This window comes from Methylomicrobium lacus LW14 (genome assembly GCF_000527095.1).
In the GTDB taxonomy this organism is placed as follows: Bacteria; Pseudomonadota; Gammaproteobacteria; order Methylococcales; family Methylomonadaceae; genus Methylomicrobium; species Methylomicrobium lacus.
Map to the genome: position 1 here is coordinate 1,743,256 of NZ_AZUN01000001.1, position 26,051 is coordinate 1,769,306.

Below are 26,051 nucleotides of genomic sequence, written 5' to 3' on the forward strand. Positions count from 1 at the left end.
CGAGGAAAGCATGTCTGATATAGAAATCGCCCAACAGGCCAAAATGAAACCGATCATCGACCTGGCGCGCGAACAATTCGGCATCGACGCCGAACATCTCGACCCTTACGGTCATTACAAGGCCAAACTGTCGCTGGATTATGTGAACAGCCTCGGCGACAAGCCGGACGGCAAACTGATTCTGGTCACCGCGATCAGCCCGACGCCGGCCGGCGAAGGCAAGACCACCACCTCGGTCGGCCTCGGCGATGCGATGAACCGGATCGGCAAGAAAACGATCATGTGCCTGCGCGAACCTTCGCTCGGCCCTTGCTTCGGCGTCAAAGGCGGAGCGGCCGGCGGCGGCCATGCGCAAGTCGTGCCGATGGAAGACATCAACCTGCATTTCACCGGCGACTTTCATGCAATCGGCGTCGCGCACAACCTGCTGTCGGCATTGATCGACAACCACATCAACCACGGCAATGCGCTCGGCATCGACCCGCGTAGGATCCAATGGAAGCGCGTGGTCGACATGAACGACCGCGCGCTGCGCCATATCGTGGTCGGCATGGGCGGCCCCGCGAACGGTTACCTGCGCGAAGACGGCTACGACATCGTGGTCGCCTCGGAAGTGATGGCGATTCTCTGCCTCGCGACCAGCCGCGCCGACTTGAAGGAACGCCTAGGCCGCATCGTAATCGGCTACAAGCACGACAACAAGACTCCGGTTTATGCCCGCGACCTGAATGCGCACGGCGCGATGGCCGCATTATTGAAAGACGCGATCAAGCCGAACCTGGTGCAGACGCTCGAAAACAACATCGCCTTCATCCACGGCGGCCCGTTCGCGAACATCGCACACGGCTGCAACACGGTCACCGCGACCCAGACCGCTTTGAAACTGGCCGATTATGTGATCACCGAAGCCGGCTTCGGCGCGGACCTCGGTGCGGAAAAATTCGTCGACATCAAATGCCGGATGGCGGGATTGCAGCCGTCGGCGGCGGTATTGGTCGCGACGGTGCGGGCACTGAAATTCCACGGCGGCGTCGCGAAGGAAGAGTTGAATCAGGAAAATCTGGCTGCACTCGACAAAGGCTTCGCAAACCTGGAGCGGCATTACCGTAACATCAACGAACATTACGGCCTGCCCTGCATCATCTGCATCAATCATTTCACCTTCGACACCGAGGCCGAACTGGACTTGTTGCAGGATAAATGCCGGACACTGGGCGCCGTCTGCATCGTGTCCAAGCACTGGGCCGAAGGCGGCAAGGGCGCCGAACAACTCGCGCATGCGGTCGCCGAAACGGCCGACCACCATAAAGACGGCTGCCGTTTCGTTTACGACGATGACCTGAGCCTCTGGGAAAAAATCGAAACGATCGCGACCAAGTTGTACGGCGCGGCGGGCGTCACCGCGAACGCGAAAGTCAAAGCCCAGCTTGCGGCCTGGAATGCCGAATACGGCCATTTTCCAATCTGCATGGCCAAGACGCAGATGTCGTTCTCGACAGACGCCACGGTCAAGGGGGCCCCAACCGGGCACACGGTCGAAATCAGGGAAGTTAAATTGGCAAACGGCGCCGGCTTCATCGTCGCGATCGCGGGCGACATCATGACCATGCCGGGTCTGCCGAAAGTGCCGGCGGCCGAGAAAATCGACATCGACGAGAACGGCCGGATCAGCGGGCTGTTTTAAAAACAAAAGTAGCCTCGATGCAATGCAACGGAATCGAGGAATTCGAGGCCCGAAAGTCTCTCTCAGGTTTGACGTTATCGAAGCCCAAACGCCTACGGCAACAACTTCAGGCATTTGATTAGGGTTAGGCCAGAGCCCCCACTTCAATGGGAAGACTTATGGCTTCGATAGCCTCGCTTCCGTTTACACAGCATAGAGGCAGAGGCTGCGCTGTGTTTTGGTTGAGTGAGACCGAGTCAATCGCTTGCTCGAAAAGCTGGCCGCTTTGTTGCCCGCGAAGCCGTGCCCAGGACACAGACGCAAAATACCATCCGCAAAAGTTATTTTTGCCCCTATCCCTACCCTCCTTTCCTCAAACTCATGAAAGACCGCTCGTCTCCGTTACCGAAAATCATTCTTCTGGGAATCGCCGGCGTTTTACTGCTCGGCTGTTCGACACTCGCCGAAAAAACCGCCTCAGCCCCGAAGATCAAAAACGTGATCATGATCATCGGCGACGGCATGGGGCCACAGCAGGTCGGTTTGCTGCTGTCCTATGCCAGACAGGCGCCGCATGGGGTGCTCAGGGACCACAGAACCGCGCTGGACCGGATGCTCGAAAACGGCCGCATCGGCATCTCGCTGACCTATCCCGACGGCGCCCTGGTCACCGATTCGGCGGCGTCCGCGACGCAACTCGCGACCGGCAAATTCGCCAAGGCCGAAATGGTCGGACTGGATGCGGAGGGGCGTCCTGCGGAAAACATCATCGAAAAAGCCAAACGCTGGGGCAAGGCGACCGGCCTGGTGTCGGACACCCGAATCACGCATGCGACGCCCGCCGCATTCGCCGCGCATGAGACGCACCGCAGCCACGAGACCATCATTCCGGAAGGCTTGCTCGCCACCGACGCCGATGTGATGTTCTCCGGCGGCCTCGATTATTGGCTGCCGCAAGCCGCTGGCGAAAAAAGTTCGGCCCTTCATCAACAGCTCGAAACGATGACTGAGCGTGCCTTTAAGATAAGTTCAGCGCGCAAGGACGACAAAAACTTGCTCGAAACCGCCCAAAAACAGGGTTACCAACTGGTCTTCAACGCTCGTCAGCTGCGCCTGGCAACCGGCAAAACCCTGGGGCTGTTTGCAGGCTCCGGAATGAGCGACGGCACCATCGAAAGCCGAAACCGCCAGAATCCGAAACATGCCGAGCCGACGCTCGCGGAGATGAGCGAGCAGGCGCTGAAGATTCTGGAGCGCGACGAACAAGGTTTCTTTTTGATGATCGAAGCGGGCCAGATCGACTGGGCCGGGCACCGGAACGATACCGGGCTGATGCTGCATGAAATGCTCCGCTTCGATGCGATGCTGCACAAGGTGCTGGACTGGATGGGCGAGCGGGATGATACGTTGTTGATCGTGACCGCGGATCATGAAACGGGCGGCTTCGGTTTCAGCTACTCGGGCAAAAACATTCCCGAACCGAAACGCCTGGCCAGCGGCCATGTCTTCAAGCCCAATTCCAATTTCGGCAGCCCCGACATTCTCGACAAACTGTATGAGCAAAATCTCAGCTATCAGGCGATCTTTGCCGAATTCGACGTGCTGCCGCACGCGCAAAAGACGGCGGACACTCTGGCCGAACAAATCAACCGCCATAGTGGATTCAAGATCGACGCCGGCGAAGCCGAAAGCCTCCTGGTAACCCAAGCGAATGCCAGCAAATCGCCGGGCAACAGCGCATTTTTAGTTTACACGAAGGACAATCGCGAAAAGCTTCTCTCCGAAATTCTGAGTGCAAAACAGCAGGTCGTATGGGCCAGCGGCGCGCATACCAGCACGCCGGTCTTCGTATTTACAAAGGGTAACGAGCGCGTGATCGAGCCGTTTGCGAACATTCTGCATCACACCGACATCGGCCGCTTGATGATCGATGCGCTGCGGCCCCAAGGCGCGGCGGATTAAGGCATTTCCCTATGGGTTCAGGCGCGGTTCATGCAACTGTCATCGAACCGTCGTGAAACTGTAACGCAAGCGCCGCACAATGAAATCCTCTGCAACTCGACAGGAATCATTGTGATGCAAACCACCCAACGCAACCCTTGGCAGGCTGTCCGCATCAACCTGCTCTATTCGGCGCTCGGCTTGTCGGCGTTTAGCCTGCTGGTCACCTGGTCGGTCGAACTGCTTGCCAAAACGTTATTTCTGAACTGGTAAACACCCGTTTTGCCCTGCGCCACGCAGGGCTTCCCGCCTCTCTTCTCGTCCTCTTTCCTCTGCGTTTCATCATCCATATCTCTCTTTTATTCAATCGATTAAAAGACAAAGCTATTTTAAATTATAGCTTTTGGAGGTATGATTAGGCTTAACCGTTTTTTAATAATAGGTGATGTGCCATGAAACGCTTATTCGCATTATGCCCTTTAATTTTTTTGACCTGGGCGACTTCTTCGCATGCTGAGTTTATAACAATGGAACTCCCGATTGAAAATAAGGATATCGACATTGTTTATTATGATCTGCCAGATGGCAATCCCAATAATTTTACCGGTACCGATAAGAAAAAACTGGATGGCAAGGACCTTTTGAAAGACCCCAAAAACAACCATTTGGTGCTTGTCGTTAATTATGACCGATTGAAAACCGCTGATAACATCACATGGACTCTGGAAGAATGGAAAGGCACGGCTCCTTTCGACCGCGACTCAGATAAACCTGATGTCGAAAGTGAAATATTTAAAGGCAACGGAAGATTATTTATCAAAAAAAGATTGCACGGTGAAATCAAGCCAAATGATCTGAAGAACAAAAAAGTGACTGGAACCACTAATTTTGAAGAAGGCAATGCGGCTTTGTTACCCTTCCAAACCGATACAATCTCGCTCGGTGGACACCAGGGTTCTGTTTCCGTAACGGGTAAACTGGATTCCGCTAGCGAAGGCAAAATCATCCAGTTCAAGGGAAATGTCACCGGCACCGCCTTTATTGGCGATCCTGTTGCTAATCATCAAGTCACCTTGACCATCAAAATCAAAGCCAAACTCAAAAAGTCACTCTGACCCTCAAAATCAAAGCTAAACTCAAACACTAGCACAGAACCCTTAGCCATAAGGATTCACCTAAATCCCCTTCTCTCGATTGAATCCGGCATGGATTGCCGGAAGCCAAGGAAGGCTCGAATTATCGCCCCGCCGTCCTTTCCTGACCGCATGACGGTAATTCATGAAGTCGAAGTAAGAGAAAAGTCAGCATAACCCATAGATAGACTAACGGAATTTTGCTATTCTCAGCAGATCAAAGCGTTTTATTTTAATTTAAAAGTAGAATATACTAATGTTCTACTTTTAAGCAGACCACCTGTTTGCTCCTTCCTAATTTAGCCCGAGGAGGCCAAGCAATGGAAAATTTTACCCCTTACTCCGCTCTCGCGGGCGGCGCCCTGATCGGTATCAGTTGCGCCTTGCTCTTGTTTTTTAACGGTCGCATCGCCGGTATCAGCGGCATCATGAACGGCGCATTCTCCGCCCCGAAAAACGACAGGGCCTGGCGCCTGTTGTTCCTGGCCGGCTTGGTCGTCGGCGGATTATTTCTGCAAGGGCTTTTGCCCGGCTTCAATACGCCGCGGCAAGGTTATCCGCTCGCCTTGCTCGGCATCGGCGGCTTCCTGGTCGGATTCGGTGCTCGCCTGGCGAATGGCTGCGTCAGTGGTCATGGCGTCTGCGGCATCGCCCGTTTGTCGATCCGCTCGATCGCAGCGACGCTGACCTTTATCGCCACCGGCATGATAACGGTCTATGTGATCCGCCATCTGCTGGAGCTGGCCGCATGAAAACCCATCTGATCGCGCTCCTGAGCGGTATTTTATTTGGTGCAGGCTTGGCGCTCGCGCATATGGTCGATCCGAATAAAGTACAGAATTTTCTCGATGTGACGGGCCATTGGGATCCCAGCCTGCTGTTTGTGATGATCGGGGCCCTGTCCGTTGCGATGATCGCATTCAAATTCATTCTCAAACGCCCCGCGCCGCTTTGGGCGACGTCTTTTCATCTCCCCCAAAAGACGTCGATTGACCCGAAGCTGATCGCCGGGGCGGCCATTTTCGGCATCGGCTGGGGCATGAGCGGTTATTGCCCCGGCCCTTCGGTCACCGGCTTGAGTTTGTTCTCATCGGAATCGGTGATCATGATCCTCACGATTTATCTTGGCTTTTTCGCCTGTCATCGTCTGCTGGATCGGCCGTAACCCATCCCTCATCCCGGCAATGATCCTCCTCGATCGTTGCCGTTGTCTTCCGTTTTTGGCTTCAGCATGGATTTAGAGGATGTCCGCAAGGAACAGGAATGTTAAAATCCTGCTTTTCCGCGCCCCAGTCAGGCGCTTTTTTATCCCAGCGAATTCCCCATATCTGCACCATGAAACGATTGATCGAAACCAAATTAGTGAATCCCCTGCTCGAACAATACGGCGTTCCTTCCTATAAAACCGTAGGCTCCGCAGGCATGGATCTGGTGGCGTGCATTCCCGAGCCTATCGTGATCGGCGGCCGGCAACACCGGCTGATCGGCACCGGCCTTGCAATCAACATTCAAGATCCCGGCCTGGTCGCGGTTGTCGCAAGTCGTAGCGGGCTGTGCCTGAATCATCAAATCCGGGTCGGTCAAGGGGTCGGCATCATCGACTCCGATTATCATGGCGAAATCGGCGTGATTCTGCATAATGACGGCGAAGACAATTATGTCGTCAATCCGGGCGAAAGAATCGCGCAGTTGCTTTTCATGCCGGTAGTGCAAGTCGCGCTCAAAATCGTTCCTGAATTCACCACCCTCACCGAGCGCGGCAGCGGCGGCTTCGGCTCGACCGGAAAAGCCTAATCTTATTGCGGTTATCGGCTATCCTTAAGCGAATTTGAGATGCGTTGACTCATTAAAGTTGGCCTGCACCTCTCGTTCATAACCTGTCAGTTTAATTTCTATTTGAAAGGATAGAGAATGTTTCGACTTTTCTCTTATTTGGCCGCCTTATCCGCGCTGTTGCTTCTGGTGTCGGGCTCCGGCGTCTTCTGGATCTCATCCAGCGCCATGGAACAAGCAAAAGAAGAAGCGGTCGGAGGGCTCGCCAAGGGCATCGGCCTGTCGATTGCCGCGCAAATCGACCTGCTGAATAACAGCCTCGACAAATTGGCGCAAGACGCCGAAACGGTGCAGGCGGTCGCCGGTCAAAATCCGGAATCGATGCGCCTGACTGCGGCCGAGCTAACGCAACATATTCCTCATGCGTTGAATGTCCGACTGCTGCTGCCCGGCATCACCGAACTGGATGACAAGAGTTCGCCTCCGATGACTTACGCCGATCTGAACATGGTGCGCGAAACGATCTCCAACAACCGCAACCCTTTGCCGGCAATTCATCAGGGTGACGATCCCAGCAACAGACACTTGGCGATTGCCAGAAGGGTCGTGCAGGGCGAGCAAACGATCGGCGTGCTTCTGGTCAGTTTCGACGATGATATCATCCGCAAAAGCATAGCGCAGGCGCAGGTCAGCGCTGGCTATATCCGCCTGCATCAGGAAAAATTGTTATTGGGCGCGTCCGGCGAGGCCCCCGCCGGGGAGGACGACAGCCGTCTGCAAATCCCGATTGCAAACACCAATTGGGAAATCAGTTACGGAACGGCCGACGCGCCGATCACGCTCGACTACGGCCTGATGCTCAGTTTTATCCTGATTCCTCTGGGACTGATGGCGGCGGCTTTTCTGCTGAGCTATCGCCTGTTGTCGAAGATGCTGAGCGAAGACTTGAGCAGCACGATGCGGGCATTCAAAGATTTGATGAAAAACAAATTTCAAGGCAGCTATTCGACCAAACTGAACGAAATGCACGGCTTTATTTCGACCTTGTCGCAATACAAGCGCGTTTTGGAGCACGACGGCAACGATGTCGCCGTTGCTCCGCTTAACGTGGCCGAAGATGACCTCGGATTTAGCGACTTTTCATCGGATATGACCGATTTCGGGTTCGGCAATCAACCGGCAAAGAAGGCAAAATCCAAAACTCCCGAACGTCGCAACGAAAAATCCGAAATCTTTAAAAAGCCAGCCCAGGCTGCACTCGGCAAAAAGCCGGAGCCCAGTTCATCGAACGAGCCCCTCACTGTAGACAAACCGAGAATCGAAGCCACCATCATCCCCGCGGCAAAAGCCGTTGACCCAAAGGATGCCATCTTCAGGGCCTACGATATCCGCGGCATCGCCGGTGAAACCTTATCGAAAGAAATCGTCTACGATATCGGCCGCGCGCTCGGTACGGAAGCCAAAGCGCGAGATTGCGATACGATCGTGCTGGCCCGGGACGGCCGCAACTCGAGTCCCGAACTGTCGGAAACGGTCGCCCGCGGCATCGTCTCCACCGGTTGCGACGTGCTCGACATCGGCATGGTGCCGACGCCGGTGCTGTATTTTGTCGCGCATCACACCGAAGACCGCTGCGGCGTGATGATCACCGGCAGCCACAATCCGGCCGAGTATAACGGCATCAAGATGATGATCAAGGGGGAAACGCTCGCGGAAGATCGCATTAAAAATCTGAAAAGATGCATCGACAGCCAGGCCTTTACCATCGCCGGCCCCGGCACGATCGAAAAAGACAGCCGCTACGGCAATGAATATATCGGCACGGTCGCCGACGAGGTGCACCTGGGCCGGCCGATGAAGGTCGTCGTCGATTGCGGCAATGGCGTGGCCGGCGACATAGCGCCCAAACTGCTCAGAACCATCGGCTGCGAAGTGATCGAGTTGTGCTGCGAGATCAACGGCGCATTCCCGAATCATCACCCCGATCCGAGCCAGCCCGAAAATTTGGAAGAGCTGATCATGGCGGTCAAGCATTACCAGGCCGACCTCGGCCTGGCGTTCGACGGCGACGGCGACCGGCTTGGCGTGATCGATTCGAACGGCAAGATCATCTGGCCGGACCGGCAAATGATGCTGTATGCACAAAACGTATTGGCCGCGCGGCCGGGCTCGGAGATCATTTTCGATGTCAAATGCAGCCGGCATTTGGCCGCCCAGATCAAAAAATTCGGCGGCCGGCCGACGCTATCGAGAACCGGACATTCGCTGATGAAAGCGAAAATCCAGGAAACCGGCGCCGGCCTCGCCGGCGAAATGAGCGGGCATATCTTCTTCAATGACCGCTGGTTCGGTTTCGACGACGCCTTGTACACCGCCGCCCGCCTGATTGAAATCCTGTCCGAGGATACCCGCACCAGCGCGGAAGTCTTCGCGGCGCTGCCCGACAGCATCAATACCCCGGAATTGAATGTCACGCTGGAAGAAGGCGAGAATTTCAGGATCATCGAAAAACTGTTACAGACCGCCCAATTTCCGGGCGCCGAAGTGACCACGATCGACGGCCTCAGGGTCGATTTCCCGGACGGCTTTGGCCTGGTGCGGGCCTCCAATACGACGCCATCCTTGGTGTTCCGTTTCGAAGCCGACAACCAAGAGACATTGAAAAAAATTCAGCAACAATTTAGTCAGTTGATCAAAACGGTAAAATCCGATATATCACTTCCTTTTTAAGCATGGAAAACCAGAAAACGATGCAACACCGAAAAGCTCACCAAATCGCCGATGTCCTGATCGAAGCCCTGCCCTATATTCAACGCTTCAAAGGCAAGACCGTTGTCGTCAAATTCGGCGGCAACGCGATGGTCGATGAGGCCCTCAAACACAGTTTCGCGCGCGACATCGTGCTGATGAAACTGGTCGGCATCAATCCGATCGTGGTGCACGGCGGCGGCCCGCAAATCGGCCGCTTGCTCGAAAAGCTCGGCAAGACGACCGGCTTTGTCGACGGCATGCGGATTACCGACAGCGAAACGATGGACGTGGTCGAGATGGTGCTCGGCGGACTCGTCAACAAGGAAATCGTGAATCTGATCAACATCCACGGCGGCAAAGCGGTCGGACTGACCGGCAAGGACGGCGATTTCATCCGCGCGAAAAAGATTCACCTGACCAAAACGGACCCCGGCGCACAATCGGCCGAAATCATCGATCTCGGCCATGTCGGCGAAGTCAGCAGCATCGATCCTGCGGTCGTCGAGATGCTCGGCCATAGCGATTTCATCCCGGTGATCGCACCGATCGGAGTCGGCGCGGAAGGCCACTCCTATAACATCAATGCGGATCTGGTCGCCGGCAAGGTCGCGGAAGTGTTGAAAGCGGAAAAACTGATTCTGCTGACCAATACCGCCGGCATCCTGGACAAGGAAGGCAACTTGTTGACCGGCCTGACGCTGAAAGACATCGACGATCTGATCGCCGACGGCACGATCTCGGGCGGCATGATCCCGAAAACGCGTTGCGCAACCGATGCGTTACACGGCGGCGTCGGCAAGGTGCACATCATCGACGGACGCGTCGAGCATGCGGTATTGCTTGAATTATTTACCGATCAGGGCGTCGGCACCTTACTGCTGAGCCGTTAGTTGTTTAGCCCCTGTCCCCGCAACGCCGTTCTCGATAAATGCTCTGAAAGACGAACGAATATCGCGTACCTTGTCGCTGGCGCAGAGCTCCGTGCCCAGCGACGACTGCCGGCAGCGGATATCGAGAAACAACTGTTGCTGATTGCCCATATCGATCTTCGAGACCGATAGGCTCAAATCGGAGTCGGCCTGAGGCTCTGCGGTCATCAGCAGTTTTTCGTTGTCGATGTCGGGAGGCGTCGTCGAGAAGGTGCGCACAAACTGGTGCGCACTTGCCCAGGCGTTTTCGCACTGCGTTGAACTGCCGCAAAGATACAGGCCCAGTTCGACAGCGGCCTTCATTTCCGCGGTTTTATCGCTCAATTCCTGCGGCGCTTCGGTATCGGAGTGAGTCAGGAATTTATAGCGCTCGATATCCGCTTCGAAAGCGGACCTGACTTGGCGTTTCTTGGCTTCCTGTTTCTCGATCTCCGCCTCGACCGTCTTGATCTGCGCTTTCGCTTTATCGATGTTACCGGTCAGCGGTGCAGGGATTTTTTCGCCGCTGCGTTCATGGCTCGCCGCGCGTTTAAGATGATTTTCCAGCTCGGTTTCTGCCCGGTTTTTATTCCCGTGCAGGAGTATGGTCTGCGAATCCATCGCGTGCATTTTTTTCTTCAGCGCTTCCTGCATATCGTTCAGATTGCGAAAAGCGCTCAGCAAGACCTTGTCGTTGACCTTTTGTTTGGCGATGATGTCTTCCTGTGCCTTTCTCAAGGCATCAAGACGCCGATCCAGCGCAATCTGTTCAGGGTTTTTTGCCTTTTCGGTGACCTGGACCACACGTCCTTTCTCGCTCAGTTGTTCGCGGCGATGCTGAACCTGTTCCGGCGGCACCTGATCGGATAAAAACGTTTTGCCGTTCTCATCGACCCAACGGTACATCTTCTTGGCATGGGCCGCCTGGCCGGCAGTCAGGCCAAACACGGTAAACAACAGCAGGCTAATTGAAACAATGCGGTCTTGCATGGCTTTAAGTTGAATAAACGGGGATCTTGTGAAGTATAGCGAAAGATCGGCATGTTAAAACGCCAGCCGCCGCTCCGGCAGGCGTAACCCTGCCGGAGTGGCCGGCGAATTACCAGGCGATCAGTGCCGCCAGCTGATTCAGCGGCGGCAGGATGATCATGCGGGCGACCTGCATGAACAATAACGCGGCCAGCGGCGACAGATCGATGCCGCCCATATCCGGAATGATCCGTCTGAAAATATTCAGCAAAGGCTCGGTCAGGCTGTAAAGAATCGACGAAGCCGCATCAAAGCGGCCCGGATTCGCCCAACTCAACACCGCCCTGACGATGATCGCGAAGATGAAAACATTGAACAGCAAATTGATCAGTTCCATGATCGCGATCACGGTCAAGGCGCCGATGCCGAGCGTCGCGCCTTGCAGCAGTCCGATCGAAAAATTGGCCAGCATCTGCAAGCCCAGCATCAGGATCAGTGAAGACGTATCAATCTTGCCGATCGGCGGCACATAACGGCGCAACAGCCGCAACGGCGGCTGGGTCGCCTTGACCAGAAACTGGGAGATCGGATTATAAAAATCGGCGCCGCACCACTGCAGCAGAAAGCGCAGCAATACTGCCAGGACATACAGCGAGGACAGCGCCTCGATGACCAGGACGACAGGATCGGTAAAATAGCTTGCACCCATTAATTGAACTCCGGTTGTTTGGACATTTCGATCGAGCGGTCGCGCGCCGCGTGTAACGCTTTCGAGACCAGATCGCTGAAACCGCCTTGCTGAAAGGTTTCGATCGCACGTTGCGTGGTACCGCCCGGCGAGGTCACGCGTTTACGGAGCAGTTCCGGGCTTTCGGACGACTCCAGCGCGATTTTCGCCGCGCCCAACGCGGTTTGCAGCACCAACAGCCGCGCGGTGTCCTCGGTCAGACCCAACTCCACCGCCGCCTGCTCCATCGCTTCCATCAACAGAAAATAATAAGCCGGTCCGCTGCCGGACACCGCGGTCACCGCATCGAGTTCTTTCTCATCCTTGACCCACAGTGCGATACCGACCGCACGCAAAATATTTTCGGCCGTGTTGCGTTGCTCGGCATTGACTTTATCATTCGCGTGCAGCGCCGTCGCGCCGGTCAGCACCAATGCCGGTGTATTCGGCATGCAACGCACGATCGCAGTCTCGGCGCCTAGCCAGGTGCTCAGACTGCGCTCGCTGATGCCGGCCGCGATCGAGACGACCAAGGATTTGCGCTGTTGAATCGCCGGCGCCGCCTGCAATGCGACATCGCGCAAAGTCTGCGGCTTGACCGCCAGCACCACGACATCGGTCTCATTGACCACCGTGTCGTTCGATGCGGTCGCGTTTACCTTCAGACGCTCGGCCAACGACTTGAGCTGCTCGGCATTAATATCCGAAACCCAGATATTCCCCGGCTCATGACCCGACGCGATCAAACCGCTGATCAGGCTGCTCGCCATGTTGCCGCCGCCGATAAATCCTATTTTTTGTGTTTTCATTTTTACCCTGCTTTGATGGTTCCTGAAATATTTTACCCTATATAAGGCTCAGAAAAATCAATCACAAGGGATTCGTGGAAATTCAGTACAAAAAACCGCCGTCCGGATTGAGGTCAGCCCCAAAGCGGGACATGCAAAAACAGTCACAGGCAATGCTTAGCTGAGGAAAGCTTCAGCGGAGGTTATTTTCACAGTAATGACGGATGCGAGAACGCTCGGGGGAAAGAATGAGCTAAACCGGCTTTATGCCGCCGCGCCGCAGCAACGCTTGAATTTTTTACCGCTGCCGCAAGGGCACGGCGCGTTTTTGCCCAGATTGACAGTAGCGCCGACCTTGCCGAGCGACTTGATCACGCCGTCCAGATAAAACCAGCGCCCGTCCTTTTTGATAAAGCGGCTGACTTCATGCAGTACACAGGCTTCGCCGTCCTGCAAATAGTAAGCCTTGAATTCGACGACGCCCTTGTCGTCATGTTGTCCGCCCTTTTTGGTGTCGACCACTTCCAGACGCTGCCAAACCGCCGTCTCGCGGGAGAAGTCGATCACGTCCGGGCATCTGCCGCTGTCCCAGGTAGCGCGCAGATAGTCGGCATTACGTTGCGCATAAGCCGTGAAGCGCGAACGCATCAACGCTTCGGCGGTAGCAGGAAGTGTCGCGCTATCGTGATATAGACCACAGCAATCGACATAGTTAATACCAGATCCACACAAACATGCCGCTTGACGGTTCAACAAAAGTTTTCTCCTCAACAATTTAAATATTTGAAACTATTTTCCCCAACACTCCTGAACCTTTGCATCCGTTGTTTGAACACTGGAAGAAATCGTTTTTCCTGAACTATTAACAGCAAACGTACCGCATTTATCACCTGCCTGCAAGTCCTTCGGCGTTGCCGTCGCCGTATAATTGGTGGCTGTAGCGCTTGTAACCGCGAGAGTGTAATTGCCGTCCGGGGACGTAGCCGGAACGCCGATCTGCGCCAATGTGCCGTAACTGATATGGTTCGCGCGATATTTTTCTTGCGCCATTTGAACATTAAGCAAGCCAGCCTTCGCGTCCGAGCGACGGCCTTTTTTGACATATTCTGTATAAGAAGGTAGCGCTATTGCCGCCAGTATCGAAATAATCGCAAGCGTTACCATCACTTCGATGAGGGTAAAACCCGCCGTTGTTTTGTTCGTTTTCATTGTAAGGCCCTCTGTCAGTATCGATCCCGTTTAGCATAGCAGAGCCCCAATGATTTGCCCGTAATGCGTCATAAGCAGCGCCACTCGACCCCGGCTCTCGATTTTTTTATCTTAAAAAATGTGATTAACACACCAAAAGCCCAACAAACACCGCTGTATACTTGAATCAGCACAACCGGGGGAACCATCATGAATAGATTCAAGGCTACGGGCTTTACTTTGATTGAGGCCATGATCGTCGTTGCGATCATGGGGATTCTCGTTGCAACGGCATTTCCTTCATTCCAGCGCATGCTTGAAACAAACCGATTGAAACAGGTCGCTGAATCCCTGAAATCCGACATGCAATTGGCGCGTACGGAGGCGATTAAACGCAGTAAATATGTCATAGTATCGACAACTACAGGAAATAATGGCTCATGGTGTTACGGCTTAACTGAAACAACATCGAGCTGTAGTAAAACCAGTTGCGATTGTGCTGAAACGAATACGGCAGACAGCGATTATTGCGAGATAAAACGCGTCTTAGGCAGTAATTTTAATAGTGCCGTAAATATAACTTCTACTACCAGTGCTAATACCATTTTCGATTTTAAACGTGGAGTCCGTCTTGAAATAGATCATGATGATAGTTGTAAGCTAGTCCTGGCTGATGAAGATGACGAAGTTAGACTTACAACAACAAACTTTCAAACCAGCGTTGTATCTAGTAATACCGGCCGGAGCATAAACTGCACACCGTCGGGCCAGAACGGCATTATTGGTTATCCACCCTGCTAACCTTTTCAAATAAGGCATGACGATGAAAAAACAAGAAGGTTATAACCTGATTGAACTCATGGTTGCCATGGCGCTGGGTTTGATCGTGCTCGGCGCCACGCTGGCCATTTATATTGGCACGATCAGAGGCAGCTCTGATACGCTGAAATCCGCCCGCCTAAACCATGACCTGGAAGCGGTGATGACGCTGATGATCAACGACATCCGGCGCGCCGGCTATTGGGGCGGCGCAAGCGTAACGGCGAACAGCAACAACAATCCGTTTACCAGAGAAATCGGGGATATGACCAATATCAAGGTACGCAACTTTGCATCCCCGACGACCGATGTGGCTGCCGGCAACTGCGTATTGTACAGCTATGATGCTGATGGTGATCGCATTGTTGATGACAACGAGCATTATGGCTTTCGTTTCAAAAACAATACCATCAATATGAGGCTATCCGGAGCCCCCGCTAATACGGCTACTTGTGATGGCAATGATGATAATTGGGAAGAAAACATTGCCGGAAATCAAATAACCATAACGGCTCTGACTTTCGATCTGAGCGGATCTAAATGCGAGAATGTGACAACAAGCACTTCTTTCAATTCCACCTGCGCAGTCGCCGCGGCGACTGCCGGCAACATCAATAGCGGTAATCAAGTCGTCGAAGCCCGGCAAGTTTCGATAACCTTGACCGGTCGCTTGGCCAACGATGCAACGGTTACCAAAACACTCACTGATATTGTAAAAGTCAGGAACGATCGGGTTTTCATCCAACCTTAACGACCCAGTTGCTAGAGGCGTCCTCATGAAAAAATTAATTCGCTCCAGGTTTTCCGATCAGCACGGCGCAGCCACCCTCTTTACTGCGTTGATTTTATTGATCTGTATGACTTTGGTAACCTTGCTGACATCGAAAAGCGTGATCACCGAAACCCAAATTGCCGCCGATAATTACCGCGGCGCACAATCGGTTGCGGCGGCCAACTATGCGATGGATTTCGGGGTCAATTATTTCAATATGGGCGGCTTCGATCAGGACAGCAATAATGCTGTTGATTATCCTGCGGGGACCAGTTTGTCCAATTTGACCTCCACAGACGGAAGTCAAACGACAACGGCTCGATTGAACTTTAATAATGCCGCCGGGACTGTGTGTGTGCCGGCGGGAGCCGCGACATCCATGGGCAAGGGAATGGTGACCGCCCAAGGATACAGCGACGACACACTGGCAACCCGCACCATCACCCAATGCGTAGGGCCGATAGGTTTGCTAAACGGCGAAGGCCCTGATATGCCCCTCGTATCCCGGGGATTTGTCAATCTGACCGGCAATGCGCGTATTATCAACCGCTATACTAATACGACCAGTTGGTCGGGGGACTCCGTAACCATCGGCAGTTCCTCGAGTATGGAAACATGGCTGAAAGACCCTGACGAAAGCTCATTAACAGAAGCGGAGCTAACCAGCGTTCCCTCAACGGGTTCTAGTCCAACTGACGCCGTTTTGATATCCAACCGCAATCTGGGCAATGGTCTCGATATTATTGATAATGACCCGTCGCTCAAAAATTTAATTGGCCTGAATTTTTTTAAGAATTTTTTTAGCGCCACCTCAAGGGAACAAGTTCGGCAGCTTGCCGCTTCAATCGGCCAGCTTTATCCAACTGCCGCAGTCCCCGACATAAACAGTGCGAACGGAAAATCGGGCCTGATTTGGTTCGATGGCGATCAAAGTTGGACCGGTGGCGTTATAGGCAGCCTAACCAAGCCATCGATCGTCGTGGTCAATGGAAATCTGAGAACATCCGGTGGCTCGGCCACAGTTTACGGTGTGTTATATGTGGCGGGTAAATGGGATGTCGCGGGAAGCCCGCAAGTTGTCGGTTCGGCCATCGTTGAAGGCACGGCGACGCCTATTGGTACAGGAATGGGCACGGCCGCGTCGCCTCCTATCGTCTCCGGCAGTGGAACTGCCACAATCGTCTTCTGGCCGGCCTTTGGCTCCAATTCAAATCATCCGGTCGCCGGTTTAACAACGGCTATCGCCGGCTCTTGGCGCGATTGGTAATTTTTTTAAAAATTTAATACGGGCATGGATTATGAAACCATTCACTCTTAAAGTACAAAAGGGAATCGGCCTGATTGAGGTTTTAATCACGGCGATTGTTATCGCGGTGGGTTTACTTGCAATCGCCGCGATGCAAACGGGCTTCATGGCCAGCAGCGGTGACAGCAAAACGCGCTCTGAAGCGCTGGCGCTTGCAGAACAGAAGGTTGAACAACTCAGAAACAACATCACCGTCGCCGGATACAATGCTCAGACAGCCGCCACAAGCTCCGATACAGTCACTGGCACTAATGCGAATTTCGCAAGAAGCTGGGCCATCACAGCAACAGCGCTCTTAACCGATCCCAACTGCGGTGGATCGGGCCAGCCCCCCTGCACTAATGCGCCAAACCGCAAAAAAATTTCCGCAATCGTCAGTTGGGACAGTGATGGTGGCGCTGACTCTGACGGTGACGGCAAAGCCATCGACCAAGATGAAAAAGTCAATGTGGTATCTGAAATCGCCTTTCTAGATCCTGCCAAATCGGCTTTATATGCCGGCCAAATCGCGTCCGGCGGCTCAATGGCGGTGCCGAATCCTCGGCAAAACGCTTCCGAAGACGTAGCCTCCGAAAATGTCGATGCGACAAGACCGACCCCGCTGCCAGGATCAGTGACTGTCAGGCTTATCAGCGGTGCATTACCGTCTACTACAATCACTGCAACTGGAGATGGCGGAGCCTCATTCTCGCTAACGCCGATCACCTCGGAACTCCCGGCCACACATTATTATTCGGCCCCTTTTGGTGACGGCAGCGGCATCATTGCCGTTTATTTATGTACCGAAAATGACTCCAGCACAGCGACTTGTAAGTATGTCCAGAATCATTTCGGCGGCGTGCCATTGCGAATCGCCGGTACCGTCTACTCCACTAGCAGCAATCATCTCGATAATATCCGCGTTGCCTGGTCTTCCAGTGAAGTGCATTATTGTTACAACGGCCCCAAAAGCTCCGGATCGACCCCATATCGCTATATGCCCTATGAGTGCGTTTTCGCGGGAAACTGCAATGCAACCGCCGATGGCGTCAATAATTGCTATCCGGATACGGCCGTATCGGATAGTCAAATTAATGCGCGCAATGTCGGCCCCGGCGGCGAATACGGCGAACTGGGCCTGATTGGTGTCGATGACTCAGGCGGCGACCGCGAACAGGTCTGTTTTCTCGAAGACACGACAGACCCTAGCTCAGGGGGCAGCCCCTTGTTGCAGGCAAGCGGCAGCGAGGTTCTGAATGAACACTATTTGTATGCCGTCACCAAACGTTCGTATGTCACACGCCGAATTAAGCGTAACAGCGCCAATACAGGAAATGAGCAGATTTCCGAAGGCATCAACCGGTCTTATACCAATCATAACTTTTTGATTGTTGACAGAGGTTCAGGCGGCACGGCCAATGCGCAATGCTACAACAATGCGACCGCCTACAGCTTGGTATTGGCTCCCCGGCAGATTATTCGTACGCTAACCGAAAGCGGTCAACCGAATCAGGTAGTAGCTGGAATGGCCTATAACGGCTCTTTCGGCACCGCGAAACATCTGATCGGGAATGTTTTATCAAATGCATCCAATCTAAAATTGTATATACCCGAAACGGGCGCCTGCTACCTTAACAATAATTTGACGCCTTCAACAGCAGCGACCCAGTATGCTTGTGTAGTTCCTAGCAATGCACCTTTATCGGCAGGGGTCTCCATACTTGGCGGAAGCTACGAGAACCCGACCTCATCGCCATCTGGTTTTGCAACTTGCACGAAAACCACTTCAAACATATTGGCTTTATCAACATGCGCTTGGCCTTTTTGATGGCCCTATAGCTATCGACTTGCACTCGAGTAGGGGCGGTATACAAATTCCGTCCCTACTATTTCAATGATCCGCGACAGCCAAATTAATTATCCACGGCGAGTTATAAAAATTCATCCGGCACTCAACACTTTTGCCAAAATGCTTTTTCGCACCTAAAGCGCTGGCCTGGCATTGCCACTCGATACGCCAAGAACATGACGAGGATGATCTTTTTGCTGGCGTTTACCATTAACGGCTAATGCGGTTTACGCCGTCTATGCGCGAACCGTGCGCCGGCGGTTTTTTCCGTACCGCCTTTGACAACCCTCTAACAGCGCAGGACGCGATAAAGATCACGTCCCGCACAGAGAAAGAGACTCGGATGTTACTGCGACAATCTCTTATACTTGATCCGGTGCGGATTATCCGCATCGCTGCCCAAACGGCGGTGCCGGTCGGCTTCGTAATCCTCATAATTGCCTTCAAACCAGACCACCTGACTGTCGCCTTCAAACGCCAGCATGTGCGTCGCGATCCGGTCTAAGAACCAGCGGTCATGCGAAATGACTACCGCGCAGCCGGGGAAAGCCAGCAGCGCTTCTTCGAGTGCGCGCAGGGTTTCGACGTCCAGGTCGTTGGTCGGTTCGTCCAGCAGCAACACGTTGCCGCCGCTTTTCAACAGCTTGGCCAGATGCACCCGGTTGCGCTCGCCGCCTGACAGATCCCCTATTCTCTTCTGCTGATCCGCGCCCTTGAAGTTGAAGCGTCCGACATACGAGCGCGACGGCGTTTCATATTTGCCGACCGTGATGATATCCAGCCCGTCCGAGATTTCTTCGAACACGGTTTTGTTCGGGTCCATGTCGTCACGGAGCTGATCGACGTAAGACAGTTGCACGGTCTGCCCCATCGTCAGCGCGCCCGCATCCGGTTGTTCGAGGCCGGCCATCATCCGGAACAGAGTCGTCTTACCGGCGCCGTTCGGGCCGATGATGCCGACGATGCCGCCCGGCGGCAGTTTGAAGCTCAGGTCGTTGATCAACAACCTGTCACCGAAGCCCTTGCTGATATTGTCGGCATGAATCACCACATCGCCGAGACGCGGTCCTGGCGGAATATAGATTTCCTGGGTCTCATTACGCTTTTGCACTTCGACCGATGACAACTCTTCAAAGCGAGCCAAACGCGCCTTGCTCTTCGCATGGCGGCCTTTCGGGTTCGAGCGCACCCATTCCAACTCGGCCTTCATCGCTTTCTGGCGAGAAGTTTCCTGTCTTTCTTCCTGCTCCAGACGTTTTTCCTTCTGTTCCAGCCAGCTAGAATAATTGCCTTCCCACGGAATGCCCGCGCCGCGGTCGAGCTCCAGAATCCAGCCGGCGACATTGTCCAAGAAATAACGATCATGCGTGACCGCGACCACGGTGCCCGGATAATCGTGCAGGAAGCGTTCGAGCCAGGCGACCGATTCGGCATCCAAATGGTTGGTCGGTTCGTCCAGCAACAGCATGTCCGGATTCGACAGCAACAGACGGCACAGCGCAACCCGGCGCTTCTCGCCGCCGGACAGTTTGGTCACATCGGCATCCCAGTCCGGCAAGCGCAAGGCGTCGGCTGCCACTTCGAGGCGGCGGTCAAGATTATGGCCGTCGCAGGCATTGATAATGTCTTCCAGACGCGCCTGATCGGCAGCCAGTTTGTCGAAATCGGCATCGGGCAGCGCGTAGGCGGCGTAAACGGCATCCAATTCGGCCAGCACATCTTTAATATGCGCGACCGCTTCTTCGAGATTGCCGCGCACGCTCTTATTCGGGTCGAGCTGCGGCTCTTGCGGCAGATAACCGATATTGATACCCTTTAGCGGTATCGCCTCGCCTTCGATCTCCTTGTCGATGCCTGCCATGATCCTGAGCAGCGTCGATTTACCGGAACCGTTCAAACCCAAAACGCCGATCTTCGCGCCGGGAAAGAAGGACAGCGAGATGTCCTTCAAGATGTATTTCTTAGGCGGAACGATTTTTCCGACCCGATTCATTGAATAGATGTATTGCGCCATTTTGTTATGCAAGTGCAAGTGGGGAAACGATAGCTTCAAATTATCCCATGTTTTCTCGCCGAGGGGTAACCCAACAGATCCATAAAATCCTCAAAAATATCCAACAGCGATCATGCGGCGCCATAATCGATAAGAATCATCTTACATTCAACACCTTAACCGAAAGCCGCAAAAGCGCCGGCCTTGCCGCGATAAGCAAAAAACCCGCCACAATGAAAAATAATGTGAGTTAGGGTTTTCCATTCTTAAAAATTGATGATATACTCTGCGCTTATGAGTTGGATGCTGTGAAGAACAGTGAGTTTTCAATGTGATTAGGGAGAGAGGCTATGCTTATCTTGACTCGTCGAGTAGGTGAGACATTAATGATAGGTGATGAAGTAACCGTCACAGTCCTTGGAGTCAAAGGAAACCAAGTCCGAATCGGTGTCAACGCACCTAAAGAGGTCTCGGTTCACAGGGAGGAAATTTACGAACGCATCAAAAAAGAACAAGCTGAGTCTACAGACGCAGACGACTCAAAGTAAAACAAATTCGGAGGGATGGCCGAGAGGCTGAAGGCGCTCCCCTGCTAAGGGAGTATGGGCCTATAAAGCCCATCGAGGGTTCGAATCCCTCTCTCTCCGCCACGTTTTACAAGTTCTAAAAGCTCATAAAAAAAAGTTCAAAGGGATTGTTGACAAAGATATAAACTTAAGGGATAATAATCGGATCAACTAGGCGCCTGTAGCTCAGCTGGATAGAGTACTCGGCTACGAACCGAGCGGTCGGGAGTTCGAATCTCTCCAGGCGCGCCAATTTTCAAAAATATCGACACACCATTCCCCTGTAGCTCAGTCGGTAGAGCAGGTGACTGTTAATCACCGGGTCGGCGGTTCGAGCCCGTCCGGGGGAGCCAAATAAAACAAAGGCTTAGCTAGAAATAGCTAGGCCTTTTTTATTGCTTGTCCAAAATTATTCTGCTTTTGGCAAATTTAGATAAGCCCATTTCTCGCAAAAATCGCAGAAAAACCGATCTTGCTGCTCACCTTCCTTGAAAGACCTAGCCTCTCTGTCGTTGATAAACGACTCGTTCCCGCATCTACAGCAGATAAGATATCCGCGTTCATAATACATTTGCTCTGTCATCATTCCTCCCCTGCCGGCTTAACCTCGACCAATTTTCTGTCATACAATAAAGCCATCCTGAAGGTTTTATGGCCGCCAGCTTTTAGAGAGGTGGCCCCAAACCTTTGACCAGGAAAACTTGGGAGCAAAAAAAATATTTTGTAAGGTTTCACTTTTACTTACGACTTACGCATATCGCCTATTTAATAATCGTAAAGGAGAGCTTCCATGCTCACAGGCTTGTTATTCCTAAGCGTTTGCTTTCTGGCCTATGCGAACGGTGCCAATGATAATTTCAAAGGGGTCGCGAGTTTGTTCGGCAGCGGCACCCTCAATTATCGACTGGCTCTGACTTGGGCGACGCTGACGACGTTGGCCGGTTCGATTGCGGCGCTGTTTCTTGCGCAAACGCTGCTGGTCAAATTTTCCGGCAAAGGATTGGCGCCCGACGAATTGATTCACACCTTGCCGTTCATGATCGCGGTTGCCGGCGGTGCCGGCATGACCGTGATTCTGGCAACACGTTTCGGGTTTCCGATCTCCACAACCCATGCTTTATTGGGCGCCATGGCCGGTAGTACCTTACTGGCGACATCCGGCACCATCAGTTTGACGCCTTTGCTGAACAATTTTGTCCTGCCGTTGTTACTTAGCCCGTTTTTGGCGCTATTCTTGGCCGGTGGGCTATATCGGCTTTGGCACCATGGGCCGTTGCAAAAACCGATCGAAAGCTCGATGTGCCTTTGCTTGGAGACTACCGATAGTCTGGCTCTTGCGGTGACCGATAATACGAGCATGGCAAACGAATCAACCCTCGTTCCGACACTCAGTTTTGATCAACCGGAAGCTTGTGCTCAACGGCAAGCCGGCATGATCTTGGGTTTCAACCTGGACCGCCTTCGCGATGGACTGCATTTTTGCAGTGCGGGCGCGGTCTGTTTCGCCCGCGGGCTGAATGACACGCCCAAAATAGCCGCTTTATTGTTGCTGGCTCCGGGTGTTACCGAGCAAGGCGTCATCATTGCGGTGGCCTTGGCGATGTTGGCGGGGGGAGTTTTCAATGCCCGCCGGGTGGCGGAAACCATGAGTCATAAAATCACCCCCATCACACACGATCAGGGTCTTTCGGCGAACCTAGTCACCGCCCTGCTGGTGATTTTTGCCAGCAAGCTGGGTATGCCGGTCTCCACCACCCATGTGTCGGTGGGCTCTTTGTTCGGCATCGGCTTGGTCAGCGGCAAGGCTAATACCGGCGTGATCGCATCCATTGCGTTATCCTGGCTGCTGACTCTGCCCTGCGCGGCTGTTTTAGCCGCGGTAATTTACTTGATTGCCGTAGGCAACTAAACCCATCATAAAAACAAGAGGTATTCTGTGACTGCCAGTATCGAAATCAGCGAATCGGTCCGCCATTACTATGGTCAGGTTCTACAATCCAGCAACGACCTGAAAACCAGTGCGTGTTGCAGCATCGATGCCATGCCCGCTTATTTAAAGGCCTTGCTGTCCGGACTGCATCCGGAAGTGCTGGATCGCTTTTACGGCTGTGGTTCGCCCCTGCCGCCGGCTTTAGAGGGAAAGACCGTCCTGGACCTGGGCTGCGGCACCGGTCGCGACTGTTATTTGCTGTCGAAACTGGTCGGTCCCAAGGGCCGGGTCATCGGGGTGGACATGACCCCGGAGCAGCTGGAAGTGGCAGTCCGCTACCGCGGCTGGCACGCCGAGCGTTTCGGCTATGCGAATGTCGATTTTCTGCATGGACACATCGAAAATCTGGCGACAGTCGGTATTGCCGACGACTGCATGGATGCAGGAGGTAGAGCAATGCAGGGAGCAATTGCCGACAATAGTATCGACGTGGTGGTGTCCAATTGCGTGATCAACCTGTCGCCGGAAAAACCCCGGGTCCTGGCGGAAATCTTCCGCGTATTGAAACCAGGAGGCGAACTGTATTTTTCCGACGTGTTTGCCGATCGTCGCATCCCCGCCGCATTGCGCCAGGACCCGGTGCTGCTGGGCGAGTGTCTGGGCGGGGCGCTGTACTGGGAAGACTTCCGGCGTATTCTGCATGATGTAGGCTGTCCGGACGTGCGCGCCGTCAAGCGAAACCCGATTAGCCTCGATGATCCGGACGTGTATGCCAAAATCGGCATGGTCAAATTCCAATCCGTCACGGTCCGCGCCTTCAAAATGCCGCTGGAAGATCGCTGCGAAGATTTCGGCCAGGTGGCTATGTACCTGGGCAGCATCGACCAGCATCCGCACGGTTTCGATCTGGACGATCATCACCATTTCGAAACCGGCCGGCCCTTGCGGGTCTGCGGCAATACCGCCGATATGCTAGCTGGCAGTCGCTATGGCGAGCACTTTCAAGTGTTGGGCGATAAATCCCGTCACTTCGGCTTGTTCGATTGCGCGCCCGTGTCGCGCAGCGACGCAACCCAGGCGGACGGCGGATGCTGTTGAAAGCCGGGGCCAAGGCCACGAGCCAGTTGACTGAAGCCCTGCTGGCCGAGCATCGCCCGGTGCTGTTCCGCTACGCGCTGCTGCAATTGCGCGACAGCGAACTGGCCGACGATGCCGTCCAGGAAACTTTGTTGGCAGCATGGCAATCGGCTTCGAATTTCGAAGGCAAGGCCGGACTGCGTACCTGGCTGATCGGCATTTTGAAACACAAGATTGCCGACCACTGGCGGCACAGCGCCCGTGAAGCCGTCTCCTTGGAAGTTGACTTTACCGATAACGACGTAGATGACTTTTTCATGAACAACGGCCACTGGAATGGCGGTCCCAGCACCTGGAACGATCCGGAAGCGGCCCTCAAGCAGCAGGAGTTTTGGGGCATCTACGAAACCTGCCAGAACAACCTGCCGCCCAGAATGGCTCAGGTATTCATGTTGCGGGAACTGGTCGGCCTGGAAGCCAATGAGGTTTGCCGGGAAACCGGTCTCAGTGACGCCAATTACTGGGTCCTCATGCATCGAGCCAGATTAAGGCTCAGAGAATGCCTGGAAATCCGCTGGTTCAATCAATCGAAAGCAAAAAAGGAAAAGCATCATGCGTAGTTGCCGCGAAATTACTGCCCTGGTTTCACAGGGCCTGGACAAAAAACTTAGCCTTGGCGAACGGATGGCGATTGGCATACATGTGATGTTGTGTTCTCGCTGTCGAAACTTCCAGAGTCAGACCCAGTTCATTCGCAAGGCAGCCCAGCGCTATACCGAACACATGCAAAATCGCTCGAGCAAAAAGCCCTAATAAAATGCAAACGATGAACAAGGTCGTAGCGCCACCACCGATTCCGAATACGGCGACAGTGACTTCTCCAAGGATTAAGCATGCATGGCACCAAACCGCTGCTCGCGGATAGCGATTTTCCGGCTGTTTTTCGCAAACCGCTGGAAATCCTGCAACTCAATCTCGGTTATCTATGTAATCTGAGCTGCGTGCATTGTCACGTCAACGCCGGCCCAAGGCGCACCGAACTGATGAGCCGTGAGACCATCGGTCAGGTGTTGGCGCTGGCCGAAGCCGCCGATATACACACTCTGGATTTGACCGGCGGCGCCCCGGAAATGCATCCCGATTTTCGTTATTTGGTGCGGGCGGCGCGCGGCCTGGGCATCAAGGTCATTGACCGTTGCAACTTGACCATCCTCGAAGCCTCAGGCTACAGCGATATGGCCGAATTCCTGGCCGCGCAGCAGGTGGAAATCACCGCTTCCTTGCCCTGTTATCTGGAAGAAAACGTCGATAAACAGCGCGGCAAAGGCGTATTCAGGGACAGTCTGGCGGCCTTGCAACGCCTTAATCGGCTGGGCTACGGCCAGCAGGACAGCCGGTTAAGGCTCAATCTGGTCTACAACCCGCAAAATGCGGTGCTGCCCCCGGATCAACAGCATCTCGAACAGGCCTACCAGCAGCACCTTTGGCAACACTACGGCATCGTCTTCAACCGCCTGTTTGCGGTCGCCAACATGCCGATTCAACGTTTCGGCAGCATGCTGGTTAGCCAGGGCCGCTTCGAGGCTTACCTGAATTTGCTGAAAGACCATTATCGCGCTGACAACCTCGACCATCTGATGTGTCTCAATACCCTCAGCATCGACTGGCAAGGTTTCCTTTACGACTGCGACTTTAACCAGATGCTGGCGATGCCGTTGGGAGCCGCCGCTAAACCGAGAGTACATATCAGCGAGTTGAGCCTGGACCGGCTTCGGGACGCGCCCATCGCCACCGCAGCCCATTGCTACGGCTGCACCGCGGGTCAAGGCAGCAGTTGCGGCGGAGCGTTGGCGGCTGTCCATCCATAGCGTCAGCTGGAGGTTTGCGATGCAAGTTATCATCGGGAATGGGTATGGCAT

25 protein-coding genes and 3 tRNA genes are annotated in these 26,051 nt (G+C 53.9%); 22 read left to right on the forward strand and 6 right to left on the reverse strand.

Features of this window, described 5'->3' with window-relative positions:
- The first annotated feature begins 10 nt into the window (after nucleotides 1–10).
- The 9 genes from METLA_RS0107830 (at nucleotide 11) to argB (ending at nucleotide 10,151) form a co-directional block, all read left to right on the forward strand.
- Complete coding sequence (locus METLA_RS0107830; RefSeq protein ID WP_024298014.1) at nucleotides 11–1,684, forward strand: formate--tetrahydrofolate ligase; 1,674 nt, start codon at nucleotides 11–13, stop codon at nucleotides 1,682–1,684.
- A 360-nt stretch (nucleotides 1,685–2,044) separates the two neighbouring features.
- Entirely contained in the window at nucleotides 2,045–3,625 is a 1,581-nt protein-coding gene (locus METLA_RS0107835) for an alkaline phosphatase (RefSeq protein ID WP_051459758.1), read from the forward strand.
- 30 nt (nucleotides 3,626–3,655) lie between these two features.
- On the forward strand, nucleotides 3,656–3,877 hold the full coding sequence (locus tag METLA_RS0107840) for a hypothetical protein (protein WP_024298016.1): 222 nt from the start codon (nucleotides 3,656–3,658) through the stop codon (nucleotides 3,875–3,877).
- 179 nt (nucleotides 3,878–4,056) lie between these two features.
- Nucleotides 4,057–4,719, forward strand: coding sequence for a hypothetical protein (locus METLA_RS0107845; protein ID WP_152539405.1), 663 nt, complete (start codon nucleotides 4,057–4,059; stop codon nucleotides 4,717–4,719).
- 338 nt (nucleotides 4,720–5,057) lie between these two features.
- On the forward strand, nucleotides 5,058–5,489 hold the full coding sequence (locus METLA_RS0107850; protein ID WP_024298018.1) for a YeeE/YedE family protein: 432 nt from the start codon (nucleotides 5,058–5,060) through the stop codon (nucleotides 5,487–5,489).
- Nucleotides 5,486–5,902: a YeeE/YedE family protein gene (locus tag METLA_RS0107855; RefSeq protein ID WP_024298019.1), complete on the forward strand. Its 417-nt coding sequence runs from the start codon at nucleotides 5,486–5,488 to the stop codon at nucleotides 5,900–5,902. The genes METLA_RS0107850 and METLA_RS0107855 overlap by 4 nt, the downstream gene beginning before the upstream one ends.
- A gap of 170 nt (nucleotides 5,903–6,072) precedes the next feature.
- Entirely contained in the window at nucleotides 6,073–6,531 is a 459-nt protein-coding gene (dut, locus tag METLA_RS0107860) for a dUTP diphosphatase (RefSeq protein WP_024298020.1), read from the forward strand.
- A gap of 117 nt (nucleotides 6,532–6,648) precedes the next feature.
- Nucleotides 6,649–9,240 (forward strand): phosphomannomutase/phosphoglucomutase, encoded by a 2,592-nt coding sequence (locus METLA_RS0107865; RefSeq protein ID WP_024298021.1) that lies wholly within the window; start codon nucleotides 6,649–6,651, stop codon nucleotides 9,238–9,240.
- A gap of 20 nt (nucleotides 9,241–9,260) precedes the next feature.
- A complete protein-coding gene (argB, locus tag METLA_RS0107870; protein ID WP_024298022.1) occupies nucleotides 9,261–10,151 on the forward strand; it encodes an acetylglutamate kinase in 891 nt (296 codons plus the stop codon).
- Here the strand turns inward: argB and METLA_RS0107875 are convergent.
- From METLA_RS0107875 to METLA_RS0107895, 5 genes are all read right to left on the reverse strand, one after another.
- Entirely contained in the window at nucleotides 10,134–11,159 is a 1,026-nt protein-coding gene (locus METLA_RS0107875) for a DUF4124 domain-containing protein (protein ID WP_024298023.1), read from the reverse strand. The genes argB and METLA_RS0107875 overlap by 18 nt on opposite strands.
- Before the next feature lie 109 nt (nucleotides 11,160–11,268).
- A complete protein-coding gene (locus METLA_RS0107880) occupies nucleotides 11,269–11,847 on the reverse strand; it encodes a YggT family protein (protein WP_024298024.1) in 579 nt (192 codons plus the stop codon).
- Entirely contained in the window at nucleotides 11,847–12,674 is an 828-nt protein-coding gene (proC, locus tag METLA_RS0107885; protein WP_024298025.1) for a pyrroline-5-carboxylate reductase, read from the reverse strand. Before proC ends, METLA_RS0107880 begins: the two co-directional genes overlap by 1 nt.
- Nucleotides 12,675–12,917: 243 nt before the next feature.
- Nucleotides 12,918–13,427 (reverse strand): YchJ family protein, encoded by a 510-nt coding sequence (locus METLA_RS0107890; protein ID WP_342665862.1) that lies wholly within the window; start codon nucleotides 13,425–13,427, stop codon nucleotides 12,918–12,920.
- 15 nt (nucleotides 13,428–13,442) lie between these two features.
- Nucleotides 13,443–13,862 carry a type IV pilin protein gene (locus METLA_RS0107895; RefSeq protein WP_024298027.1) on the reverse strand — a complete coding sequence of 140 codons (420 nt, stop codon included), beginning with the start codon at nucleotides 13,860–13,862 and terminating at the stop codon, nucleotides 13,443–13,445.
- Nucleotides 13,863–14,051: 189 nt separating this feature from the next.
- On the opposite strand from METLA_RS0107895, the gene METLA_RS23195 reads away from it, so the two are divergent.
- From METLA_RS23195 to pilV, 4 genes are read left to right on the forward strand one after another with little or no spacing between them, the layout of a single operon-like run.
- Nucleotides 14,052–14,642, forward strand: a complete 591-nt coding sequence (locus METLA_RS23195; protein WP_084480213.1) for a GspH/FimT family pseudopilin — start codon at nucleotides 14,052–14,054, stop codon at nucleotides 14,640–14,642.
- A gap of 22 nt (nucleotides 14,643–14,664) precedes the next feature.
- The gene (locus tag METLA_RS21385; RefSeq protein ID WP_161635397.1) at nucleotides 14,665–15,411 is read left to right on the forward strand and encodes a PilW family protein; all 747 of its coding nucleotides are present in this window, start codon (nucleotides 14,665–14,667) and stop codon (nucleotides 15,409–15,411) included.
- 25 nt (nucleotides 15,412–15,436) lie between these two features.
- Nucleotides 15,437–16,699, forward strand: coding sequence for a hypothetical protein (locus METLA_RS0107910; protein ID WP_024298030.1), 1,263 nt, complete (start codon nucleotides 15,437–15,439; stop codon nucleotides 16,697–16,699).
- A 31-nt stretch (nucleotides 16,700–16,730) separates the two neighbouring features.
- Entirely contained in the window at nucleotides 16,731–18,545 is a 1,815-nt protein-coding gene (pilV, locus tag METLA_RS21390; protein WP_024298031.1) for a type IV pilus modification protein PilV, read from the forward strand.
- Between the two features lie 367 nt (nucleotides 18,546–18,912).
- Here the strand turns inward: pilV and ettA are convergent, their stop codons facing one another.
- A complete protein-coding gene (gene ettA / locus METLA_RS0107920; protein ID WP_024298032.1) occupies nucleotides 18,913–20,580 on the reverse strand; it encodes an energy-dependent translational throttle protein EttA in 1,668 nt (555 codons plus the stop codon).
- Between the two features lie 329 nt (nucleotides 20,581–20,909).
- On the opposite strand from ettA, the gene csrA reads away from it, so the two are divergent.
- The 9 genes from csrA (at nucleotide 20,910) to arsS (ending at nucleotide 26,000) form a co-directional block, all read left to right on the forward strand.
- Nucleotides 20,910–21,107 carry a carbon storage regulator CsrA gene (gene csrA, locus METLA_RS0107925; RefSeq protein ID WP_024298033.1) on the forward strand — a complete coding sequence of 66 codons (198 nt, stop codon included), beginning with the start codon at nucleotides 20,910–20,912 and terminating at the stop codon, nucleotides 21,105–21,107.
- 9 nt (nucleotides 21,108–21,116) lie between these two features.
- A tRNA-Ser gene (locus tag METLA_RS0107930) sits at nucleotides 21,117–21,209 on the forward strand.
- 91 nt (nucleotides 21,210–21,300) lie between these two features.
- Nucleotides 21,301–21,377, forward strand: a tRNA-Arg gene (locus tag METLA_RS0107935).
- A 25-nt stretch (nucleotides 21,378–21,402) separates the two neighbouring features.
- Nucleotides 21,403–21,478 (forward strand) — tRNA-Asn (locus METLA_RS0107940).
- 437 nt (nucleotides 21,479–21,915) lie between these two features.
- Nucleotides 21,916–23,034, forward strand: coding sequence for an inorganic phosphate transporter (locus METLA_RS0107945; RefSeq protein ID WP_024298034.1), 1,119 nt, complete (start codon nucleotides 21,916–21,918; stop codon nucleotides 23,032–23,034).
- A gap of 27 nt (nucleotides 23,035–23,061) precedes the next feature.
- On the forward strand, nucleotides 23,062–24,153 hold the full coding sequence (locus METLA_RS0107950; protein WP_024298035.1) for a methyltransferase domain-containing protein: 1,092 nt from the start codon (nucleotides 23,062–23,064) through the stop codon (nucleotides 24,151–24,153).
- Complete coding sequence (locus tag METLA_RS0107955) at nucleotides 24,144–24,752, forward strand: sigma-70 family RNA polymerase sigma factor (RefSeq protein ID WP_029646512.1); 609 nt, start codon at nucleotides 24,144–24,146, stop codon at nucleotides 24,750–24,752. Before METLA_RS0107950 ends, METLA_RS0107955 begins: the two co-directional genes overlap by 10 nt.
- Complete coding sequence (locus METLA_RS0107960) at nucleotides 24,745–24,945, forward strand: zf-HC2 domain-containing protein (RefSeq protein WP_024298037.1); 201 nt, start codon at nucleotides 24,745–24,747, stop codon at nucleotides 24,943–24,945. The genes METLA_RS0107955 and METLA_RS0107960 overlap by 8 nt, the downstream gene beginning before the upstream one ends.
- Before the next feature lie 80 nt (nucleotides 24,946–25,025).
- Nucleotides 25,026–26,000, forward strand: a complete 975-nt coding sequence (gene arsS, locus METLA_RS0107965; RefSeq protein ID WP_024298038.1) for an arsenosugar biosynthesis radical SAM (seleno)protein ArsS — start codon at nucleotides 25,026–25,028, stop codon at nucleotides 25,998–26,000.
- Nucleotides 26,001–26,051 lie beyond the last annotated feature (51 nt).